Raw genomic sequence first — 8,695 nt, 5'->3', positions numbered from 1 at the left:
GGCCACACCACCGTCTTCGTCACCCACGACCAGGAAGAGGCGCTGGAGCTTGCCGACCGCGTCGTCGTGATGAGCCAGGGCCGCATCGAGCAGGTCGGCACCGCCGACGATATCTACGACACGCCGAACTCGCCCTTCGTCTACGGCTTCATCGGTGAATCGAGCTCGCTTCCCGTCAAGGTCGAGAATGGCGAAATCTGGCTCGCCGACCGTCCGATCGGGCTTGCCGCGCCCAACGAGCCCTCGGGCGATGCGACGCTCTACTTTCGCCCGCACGATGTCGAATTGCTGGACGGCTGCAGCGGCTGCATCGCCGGCACGGTCGCCGCCAGCCGCCGCGTGGCCGGCACGCGCCGGGTCGAGCTTGAAATAGGCGGAGAGCGCCAGCGGGTCGAAATCGAACTGCCCGTCGACCACCCTGCAGCGCAGAAAAGCCGGGTGGCGTTCCGCCCCGGACGCTGGAAGCTTTTTCCTGCGGCTTGATCCTCTGGTCTATGGCTACGCCAGCCAGTTCTCGACCTTCAGGCCCTTGATCCGGTTGAACTCTCCCGGGTTGGCGGTCACCAGCGTGGTGCCCAATGCACAGGCATGAGCGGCGATAAAAAGATCGTTGTGGCCAATGGTCTGGCCCGCGGCTTCAAGCTCGGCGCGAAGTCCGCCATACTCGGCATCCACCGGCACATCGAGCGGCAAGACAGGAATCTCGGCCAGCAAGTCTTCAACCTTCTTGAGCAGCTTGGCCGATCCCTTCTTGGCGCAGCCATATCGCAATTCCGAGGCGACCACGATGCTGGTGCAAACGGCGTCATCTCCCTCGCGCGACATTGCCCTCGCGGCCTTGCCAGCCGGGTTTCGGATCATGTCGCTGATAATGTTCGTATCCAGCATGAACCGCATCTAGAAAATGTCCTCGGATTTGACTGGCGTGTCGTAGATCTCGGGGAAGTCGTCTTCAGGATCGAGCGGCGGCTCTTTCGCCCACTGGGCGAGCAACGCGGTGAGGCCAGGTTTGCGAACCGGCTCGATGACAAGACGATCGCCTTCCCGGCTGATCAGGACTTTTTCGCCGGGAAGCTCGAACTCGACAGGAATGCGCACCGCCTGGCTGCGGTTGTTGCGAAACAGCTTCGCCTCCTTGGGCGGCGTTGTTGAATGTCGGCTCTTGGGCATGTTGCAGCTCTTTTGTATATGCCTGTTGTATATGCCATGCAGCGCCGCAAAACAAGGCGCAGAAAAACTCCGACCAAGGTAGCATTCTCCTGGAACAGAATTCCAACATTCATCGACTTAGGCGACATATTTTCCTACGATGAGGCCACGAACCTACGGCGCATGCCTCGTCGCACACCACGCACCCCGGCTATGGTCCCACCATAAATTGCATCGGAGCCTGTTTCATGAGACGATTTTTCCTCGGGCTTGCCACCGTCGCAGGCCTGTTCCTTGCATCCTCCCAAGCCTGGTCGGCCGACAAACTGCTCAATGCGTCCTATGACGTCGGCCGCGAACTGTTCGTGCAGGTGAACAAGGCCTTCATCGCGCAGCATCCGGGCGTCACGGTCGATCAGTCGCATGCCGGCACTTCGGCGCAGGCGCGTGCCATCGCCGAGGGCCTTGGCGCCGATGTCGTTACCTTCAACCAGGTCACCGACATCGACTTCCTGGTCAAGAAGGACCTCGTCTCGGCCGACTGGCAAAAGGATTTTCCCGACAACGCCTCGCCCTTCTATTCGCTGCCGTCCTTCCTTGTCCGCGCGGGCAATCCCAAGCATATCAAGGACTGGAACGATCTCGTGCGCGACGACGTGCAGGTGATTTTCCCAAATCCGAAAACCTCCGGCAATGCGCGCTACACCTATCTGGCGGCCACCGCCTACGCCAAGGAAGCCTTCAAGGGCGACGAGGCCAAGGTGAAGGAGTTCATCACCAAGCTGTTCAACAACGTGCCGATCTTCGACACCGGCGGCCGCGCCGCGACCACCACCTTCGTGCAGCGCGAAATCGGTGATGTGCTGATCACCTTCGAGTCGGAGACGCGCGGCATCCGCAAGGAGTATGGCGACGGCAAGTTCGAGCAGGTCACTCCGACGGTCAGCCTGCTGGCCGAATTCCCCGTCGCGATCGTCGACAAGGTTGCCGACGAGCACGGCACGCGCGATCTGGCCAAGACCTATCTCGACTTCCTCTACACGCCGGAGGGCCAGGACATCGCCGCCCGCAACGGCCTCAGAGCCCGCGACGCCGCTGTGGCGACGAAATACAAGGCCGATTTCCCCGATATCCGGCTCCTGACGGTGGAAGACGTCTTCGGCGGCTGGGACAAAGTGCAGAAAGAGCATTTCGCCGCTGGCGGCCTGCTCGACCAGACCTACGGCAGCCGCTGAAGGCCGCGATATCTGCGCAGTTGACGGAAAAGCCGGCGCCCTGCCGGCTTTTTTCGTTTTGAACGCCGAAAACCTGGTTATCAGCGGAATATCCGCCTTCTCAGTGCAAAACGCTACAAAGAATCAACGCGTTTGTGCCTAACTGCAATCCGGCGGCTTGTTTTCGCGAAACATCATCGCGCGGCGAAAACGTCATTATTTGCACACAAACAGTCGCCAGATGCGAGTGGTTGGGGCTTCAATGGGTTGATCTGGGCATGCTGACGAAAAAAGGCAAATACGGCCTCAAGGCCCTCGTGCATCTGTCCGGCCTGCCGGCCGGCCAATTGGCTTTCGTCAATGACATCGCGGTGGCCAACAACATCCCGAAGAAATTCCTCGATGCCATTCTGGGCGAGTTGCGCAATGCCGGCTTCGTCCAGAGCCGCAAGGGCAAAGAAGGCGGCTATCGCCTCGCCCGGCCGGCCTCCGAAATCAAGATCGGCCATGTCGTGCGCGTGCTTGATGGGCCGCTGGCGCCGATCCCTTGCGCCAGCCGCACGCAGTATCAGCGCTGCGAGGATTGCGACGAGGCGACCTGCCAGGTCCGCCACATGATGCTGGAGGTGCGGCAGGCGATCGCCGAAGTGCTGGACAATCGCAGCCTTGCCGCCATGCGCGACGCCGACAATGACGATTTCCCCGTTGAGCTGACGTCGCAGATATAACCACCCACTGCAAGCTGACCGCGCTCAGACAGATGAAGGAGGGAGTTCTCCAAATCCCGGGTTGCGAACACCCGAAATCACAGGAGAACCCCATACAGTTTGGCCTACCCGTTCACATTTGACGCAGCCTCGAATACAGCCCGTGCGGACGTCGTACCCGCTACGTGCTCCGTACCCGCCACACCGAGGTCCATCCATCCTGCATTCACGGCCTCGTACATTTCTTCGGCAGGTCCGCTGTGGCCCTTCGGGATGCCGAATTGTTCGAGCGCTTCCGCCCACCCTGCACGCGGGATTGCAAAGGCTTTCACGTCGAGATTCAGGACTTCGCCCAATTGCTCGGCGACGTCGTCCGCGCTGACCATCGAACCAAGCTCGACGATGCGCTGCCCTGACCACGTTGGCCCGGTCAAAAGCGTCGCGAATTCCGCGCCGATGTCGTTCGTCGCGACCATTGTCGATTTCCGATTTGTCGGATTGTAGAAAGCCGGCAGCGTTCCGCCCTGCGCGACCTGCAGCCCGAAAAGAAAATTCTCAAAGAATCCGCCTGCGCGCACAAAAGCAACTGGCGATGTCAGGTCGCGAAAACCTTGCTCCAGAAGGGACAAGGCCGCGATCACCCCGTGCCCGCTGGTTCTGTTCGCGCCCATCGACGAAAGCGCAACCACTCGCGGCGGCGCTGCCTTGGTGAGCGCCTCGACATAGCTTGCAATCACGCTCTTTGCTTCCTTGTAATCGGGCGAAGGCGCCCAAACAGGAGGCAGCATGACGAACGCGCCTTCGACGCCTTCGAGCGCCCGCTCGATGGCTGCCGAATCATTCCAATCGCCGTCAACCAGCTCCACGCCCCGGTTCGCCCAGCTCAACGCCTTCTCGCGGTCGCGGACCAGCGCGCGCACCTTTTTGCCTTGCGCTAGCAAATGCCTTGCCGTCGCGCCGCCCACGTTTCCGGTGATTCCCATTACTAAGAACATGTGTTTTCTCCTGATGTTGAGGGACAGAACTGCCCCAGTTGGTTCAATGGATGAGCGGCAGAATGGCCCGGATACGGGGATCGCGCAGATAGAGGCCGCCCCAGGTCATCGCGCCCAGAAGCAGGGAAATGATTTCCGACGGCGATCCCAACTCACCGATGCGGAGATGGGCGCAGATGGCACCTCCCAAAAAGCCCGTCACCAGGATCGCGCCGAGGACGGCGGTGACCGGGATGGCGTAGAGGATGGCGCAGGCGAGGATGATCGGACCCACGACGCGCGTCAGGTCCATCGCGAACCCGGTTTCCTGCAACATGCTCGCGATCCGTGCCGGCGCGAAAAGCTGAACAGTGCCGTCTGCCATTAAAGCGATAACGACAAGCGCGCTCATTATCCGGCCGGCCCACAGGGCGCGATGCAAGGTCATAGTTTCAGGTGTCTGATGCGGGTTCACAGTTTCGGACACTTGTCATTCTCCGATGGGAGATCCCATATTCGGAGCTTACTGTGCCCCTCAGGTGTGATAAACACCGAGGAAATGAACCGACTGTTCTCTTTTTGGGGAACAATACCGGGGCACGAAAATGCAAAATCTCGAACCCATCCTCATTTTCATAACGGTAGCGGAAATGGGGAGCTTCACCCGCGCAGCCGACAGCCTGGGCATCCACAAGGGGAGAGCCTCAACGGCGGTCCGGAAGCTGGAAGAAGATCTCGGTGTCAGGCTCCTGCACCGGACGACGCGCAGCGTGCGGTTGACGGAAGACGGACGCGCATTTCATGCCCGTGCCCGCGATCTGCTCGCTGAAGTCGATGATCTGCACTCGATGTTCGCAGGCGATCGCGTGGCACTTCGCGGGCGTTTGCGGGTCGACCTTCCGACCGAAGTGGCGCGCACAACGATCGTGCCGGCCTTGCCGGATTTCATGGCGGCGCACCCCCAATTGGAGCTGGAGGTGCCGAGTACGGACCGGCAAGTCGATCTGGTTCAAGAGGGGTTCGATTGTGTATTGCGGCTTGGACCCATTCGCGACGAGACGCTGATCGCCCGCCCGTTGGGCCTGTTGCGCATGGCCAACGCTGCCAGTCCCGCCTATCTGGCGCGCCATGGCGTCCCTCGGTCGCTGGATGATCTCCAGCGTCAGGAACATAGGACAATTCACTTTTCGACGGTGCTGGGCGCGAGACCCTATGGATGGGAATATCCGGACGGCGACAGCTACGCGACGCTTCAGTTGCCAGGTGCGCTGCACGTCAACAGCGCACAGACCTACGAAGCCGCCGCCCTCGCCGGCCTTGGTGTGATTCAGGCGCCACTTTTGGGCATTGGCCGATATTTGGAGAGTGGAGCGCTTGTCGAGATCATACCCGATTTTCGTCGCCGGCCGCTCGCCGTGTCCCTCGTCGTCGCACATCGGAGCAATCTGTCGCGCCGAGTCCGCGCGTTCATGAAATGGATCGAAGATGTGCTGACGCCGTATATGGAATAGCGACTGCCGGTCAGCGATCAGCGATCCGGCGTCACGGGCGCCAGCTCGCGCTGCACGAAAGAGCTGATAATCCCCTTGTGTCGGATGCCGATGACGTAAGCAACGCGCCTGGCCCAGATATAGGGCAAGCGGAATTTGCAGAAGTCTTGAGCGCGGACATGACCTTGCACGTCCCAAGCCGACGCAGTAAAGCGGGGGTCGAAGAACGGGCTGGACCGATGAGGCTGTGGTGGTTCGCAAAATCCCGCAAGGCCGCCCGCAAGCTGCCATCGGCAGCCAGTTTCCGTACTGAAATCATCGCCGACGTCTTCGTCCCGGAACGGGCGGAGGACGTCCGCTTCTTCAGCCGCAAGCTGGTTAACCCCGGCCGGCTTCGCCGCTTTTCCAACAAGGACCTTCGGGAAGGCCTGCTGTCCGTCTTCTATCTCGTGGTGGCAGCGGCGCTGCCGGTGCGCTGGTGGGCGCCGATCTGCGGCCGCATATCGAGGGTTCGCCTGAAGCGCCATATGCGCAAGGAATTCCCGGCCTACGCGGCCGCGACACGCGCGGTGCTTGGCGATGGCATCGATACACGCAAGCTGTTCGAGGGATTGCTGGCGGCGCGCCATCGGCGCCGCCTGCAACTTGCCGCACATCTGGTGGCTGGCCGCTGGTCGCCGACGATCCGGCTGGAGGGGCTGGAGGGGCTGCGGTCGGCCTTGCAGCGCGGCCACGGCGCCATCCTCTGGTGCGATCAATTCACCGCCCAGACCATCATCGGCAAGCGCGCGCTATACGAGGCCGGTGTCGAGGCGCATCAGGTGAGCGTCAACACCCACGGTATTTCCGAAAGCGCGTTCGGCCTGCGTCTCCTCAACCCGCCGCTAGTCAATGTCGAAAACCGGTTCCTGAAAAGCCGGGTCGTCTTTGATCGCGACGACGCCTATCAGGTCACCATCCGCATCCAGAATATCCTGAAGCAGAATGGCGTGGTGACGATGACCAACACCGTCCATGCCGGCACGACTTTCACCGAGGCAGCCATGGGCGAAAGCGGCTGGACGCATCTCGCCTCGGCGCCGGCGAATTTTGCCGCCAGGGGCCGAACCGCCCTGTTTGCCATGTCGACCTTCGAAGTGGTTCCCTTCATTGAGTACCAGGCCGTGCTCAGCCCCGAGTTGACGCCGGAGGCGTCTGTCACCCCGGCGACGGACATGGCCAGGGATGGCGCCAAGAACATGGCCGTGCAGGCGCACTACATCCTGCTCAAGCGCGACCGCCTGCTGGAAGCGCTGAGGCTCTACCCCGAGCAGATGCTGACGTGGTCCCGCCGGCAGCGGCTGACCGAGGCCCAGGACGGCACCGGCATCGGCACAGATGAAGGCTCATGACCGGCCTATCAGGCGGACCGCGGCAGCGACGAGCTCACCGACCGGGCGTGTCGCATCGAGTGTCAAGGCGCGCTCTTCCGCAACCGGCGGCTCGAGGATGGCGAACTGGCTGTCGACCAGGCTTGCCGGCATGAAGTGGCCCTTGCGGCTGCCGACACGCTGCCTGGCCGTGGCAGGGTCGATCTTCAAATAGAGGAAGACGATTTCCGGGCAGAAGCCGCTCAACCGGTCGCGGTAGCTGCGCTTCAGTGCCGAGCAGGCGGCAATCACGCCCTGTCCGCTGCCCACCGACTCCGCGATGCGCTCGCCGATCGCGTTGAGCCAGCCTTCGCGCAGTTGATCGGTAAGCGGTTCGCCGCTTGCCATGCGTGCGACGTTTTCCGGCGGATGCAGCTTGTCGCCCTCGATAAAGGCAACGCCCAGAGCGGCGGCAAGCCCGATGCCCACCGCCGACTTGCCGCAGCCGGCGACACCCATAACCACGATGGCCGGCACCGAGCCGGGGGCGCTCGTCGGCGCCTGTGCTGCCGCTCCGTCCACGGTCAGCGGCTTGCCGGCGCGCGGCCGTAGAGCAGCAGCATGGCGACAATGACGACGCCGTAAATGATCTGCCGCCCCGACTCCGGCATCTGCATGACGGAGAGGATGGACTGCAGCAGCGTGATGAGGATGACACCGGCGACCGTGCCGAGATAGGAGCCGCGCCCGCCCAGGATCGAGGTGCCGCCAAGCACCACTGCGGCGATCGACGGCAGCAGATAAGCGTCGCCCATCGACTGCGCCGCCTTGGAGGCATAGCCGGCGAGCAATACGCCGCCGAAAGCCGAGAGCCCGCCGGAGACGGCGAAGGCGATCATCACCACGCGCCGCGTATCGATGCCGGAGAGATAGGCCGCGCGTTCGCGGTTGCCGATGCCGTAGACGGTGCGGCCGAAGCTGGTACGGGTCAGCACGAATACCATCGCGGCTCCGATCAGCGCCCAGATGATAACCGCGTTGGGCACGCCCGGAATGGCGAAGCCGGTCGCCAGGTAGCGCATCGCGCCCGTTGCCGAATCCTGCGGCGAGAAGCCGCCGGTGTAGACCACCATCAGCCCTTGCGCGACAGCGTTGGTGGCCAATGTGATGATCATCGAGGGGATGCGCAGATAGGCGACGCCGATGCCGTTGACGACGCCGATCAGCATGCCGCAGAAAATACCGAACGGAATGGCCAGCGCCACGCCGACCGGGCCGTACGCCGCCGCAGCGCAGGCCATCATGGCGCCCGCCGCCACCGCCCATGGCACCGACAGGTCGATCTGACCGAGCAGGATGACCAGCATCATGCCGGTTGCGATGACGCCGAGGAACGAAGCCACCTTGAGCTGCTGCAGAAGATATTCAGGCGACAGGAAGCTTCTGGAATAGAGGCTGCCCAGGAACAGCAAGAGAACGATGCAGGCAAAGGCCGTCAGCACCGCCGGATCGGCGCGGCGGATGAATCTGGGCATGCGGCCGGCAATACCGCCAAGCGTCGTTTCGCTCACAGGAACCACTCCAGCCGGTTACGGACCCGAAAAAGGGCGAAGGCGCCGAGGCTGACGGCGACCAGCAGGATAACGCCCTGGAACAGCGGCTGCCAGAGCGGATCGAAATCGAAGACGAACAACAGGTCGCCGATGGTGCGGAAGGCCAGCGCGCCGAAGATGGCGCCGATGGCGCTGCCCTTGCCGCCGAACAGCGAGACGCCGCCGAGCACCACGGCTGCGATCGAAAACAGCGTATAGG

At 62.4% G+C, this 8,695-nt stretch carries 11 protein-coding genes and 1 pseudogene; 5 read left to right on the top strand and 7 right to left on the bottom strand.

Annotated elements, in window-relative coordinates; genetic code table 11:
- Positions 1 to 483 (top strand): TOBE-like domain-containing protein (locus tag EOD15_RS22555; RefSeq protein ID WP_185929035.1); only part of this gene is annotated, 483 nt, incomplete at its 5' end.
- Positions 484 to 498: 15 nt separating this feature from the next.
- Here the strand turns inward: EOD15_RS22555 and EOD15_RS22550 are convergent.
- Together EOD15_RS22550 and EOD15_RS22545 are read right to left on the bottom strand one after the other, a co-directional pair.
- Positions 499 to 897: a type II toxin-antitoxin system VapC family toxin gene (locus EOD15_RS22550; protein WP_127322201.1), complete on the bottom strand. Its 399-nt coding sequence runs from the start codon at positions 895 to 897 to the stop codon at positions 499 to 501.
- Positions 898 to 1,170, bottom strand: a complete 273-nt coding sequence (locus EOD15_RS22545; RefSeq protein ID WP_127322202.1) for an antitoxin — start codon at positions 1,168 to 1,170, stop codon at positions 898 to 900. It abuts the gene before it with no gap.
- A 227-nt stretch (positions 1,171 to 1,397) separates the two neighbouring features.
- Here EOD15_RS22545 and EOD15_RS22540 point away from each other — a divergent pair, with 227 nt between their 5' ends.
- Positions 1,398 to 2,384: a sulfate ABC transporter substrate-binding protein gene (locus EOD15_RS22540; RefSeq protein ID WP_127322203.1), complete on the top strand. Its 987-nt coding sequence runs from the start codon at positions 1,398 to 1,400 to the stop codon at positions 2,382 to 2,384.
- A 257-nt stretch (positions 2,385 to 2,641) separates the two neighbouring features.
- Entirely contained in the window at positions 2,642 to 3,091 is a 450-nt protein-coding gene (locus EOD15_RS22535; RefSeq protein WP_013530871.1) for an Rrf2 family transcriptional regulator, read from the top strand.
- A 104-nt stretch (positions 3,092 to 3,195) separates the two neighbouring features.
- Here EOD15_RS22535 and EOD15_RS22530 read toward each other — a convergent pair whose 3' ends face one another.
- Together EOD15_RS22530 and EOD15_RS22525 are read right to left on the bottom strand one after the other, a co-directional pair.
- The gene (locus EOD15_RS22530; RefSeq protein WP_127322204.1) at positions 3,196 to 4,065 is read right to left on the bottom strand and encodes an NmrA family NAD(P)-binding protein; all 870 of its coding nucleotides are present in this window, start codon (positions 4,063 to 4,065) and stop codon (positions 3,196 to 3,198) included.
- 43 nt (positions 4,066 to 4,108) lie between these two features.
- Complete coding sequence (locus EOD15_RS22525; protein ID WP_127322205.1) at positions 4,109 to 4,531, bottom strand: DoxX family protein; 423 nt, start codon at positions 4,529 to 4,531, stop codon at positions 4,109 to 4,111.
- Positions 4,532 to 4,649: 118 nt separating this feature from the next.
- Between EOD15_RS22525 and EOD15_RS22520 the strand changes: the two genes are divergently transcribed.
- Both EOD15_RS22520 and EOD15_RS22515 read left to right on the top strand, forming a co-directional pair.
- Complete coding sequence (locus EOD15_RS22520) at positions 4,650 to 5,555, top strand: LysR family transcriptional regulator (protein WP_127408833.1); 906 nt, start codon at positions 4,650 to 4,652, stop codon at positions 5,553 to 5,555.
- Positions 5,556 to 5,773: 218 nt separating this feature from the next.
- Positions 5,774 to 6,925, top strand: coding sequence for a hypothetical protein (locus EOD15_RS22515; RefSeq protein ID WP_127322052.1), 1,152 nt, complete (start codon positions 5,774 to 5,776; stop codon positions 6,923 to 6,925).
- Here the strand turns inward: EOD15_RS22515 and EOD15_RS22510 are convergent.
- The 3 genes and pseudogenes from EOD15_RS22510 to EOD15_RS22500 all read right to left on the bottom strand — a co-directional run.
- Positions 6,920 to 7,465, bottom strand: coding sequence for a gluconokinase (locus EOD15_RS22510; RefSeq protein WP_127322053.1), 546 nt, complete (start codon positions 7,463 to 7,465; stop codon positions 6,920 to 6,922). The two genes, EOD15_RS22515 and EOD15_RS22510, sit on opposite strands and share 6 nt — an antisense overlap.
- Before the next feature lie 2 nt (positions 7,466 to 7,467).
- Positions 7,468 to 8,454, bottom strand: a complete 987-nt coding sequence (locus EOD15_RS22505; protein WP_127322054.1) for an ABC transporter permease — start codon at positions 8,452 to 8,454, stop codon at positions 7,468 to 7,470.
- Positions 8,451 to 8,695 (bottom strand): annotated as a pseudogene (locus tag EOD15_RS22500) (ABC transporter permease); the annotation flags it as partial. The pseudogene EOD15_RS22500 and the gene EOD15_RS22505, both read right to left, overlap by 4 nt.

The sequence above is a fragment of the Mesorhizobium sp. M7A.T.Ca.US.000.02.2.1 genome (assembly GCF_003996995.1).
In the GTDB taxonomy this organism is placed as follows: domain Bacteria; phylum Pseudomonadota; class Alphaproteobacteria; order Rhizobiales; family Rhizobiaceae; genus Mesorhizobium.
Note: the sequence above shows the minus strand (reverse complement) of the source record. Positions and strands in the feature narration are given on the sequence as shown.

Coding starts and splice junctions, on each gene's coding strand:
- EOD15_RS22515 (WP_127322052.1), top strand. CDS start 5,774: ATGAGGCTGTGGTGGTTCGCAAAATCCCGCAAGGCCGCCCGCAAGCTG.
- EOD15_RS22535 (WP_013530871.1), top strand. CDS start 2,642: ATGCTGACGAAAAAAGGCAAATACGGCCTCAAGGCCCTCGTGCATCTG.
- EOD15_RS22540 (WP_127322203.1), top strand. CDS start 1,398: ATGAGACGATTTTTCCTCGGGCTTGCCACCGTCGCAGGCCTGTTCCTT.
- EOD15_RS22520 (WP_127408833.1), top strand. CDS start 4,650: ATGCAAAATCTCGAACCCATCCTCATTTTCATAACGGTAGCGGAAATG.
- EOD15_RS22530 (WP_127322204.1), bottom strand. CDS start 4,065: ATGTTCTTAGTAATGGGAATCACCGGAAACGTGGGCGGCGCGACGGCA.
- EOD15_RS22550 (WP_127322201.1), bottom strand. CDS start 897: ATGCGGTTCATGCTGGATACGAACATTATCAGCGACATGATCCGAAAC.
- EOD15_RS22545 (WP_127322202.1), bottom strand. CDS start 1,170: ATGCCCAAGAGCCGACATTCAACAACGCCGCCCAAGGAGGCGAAGCTG.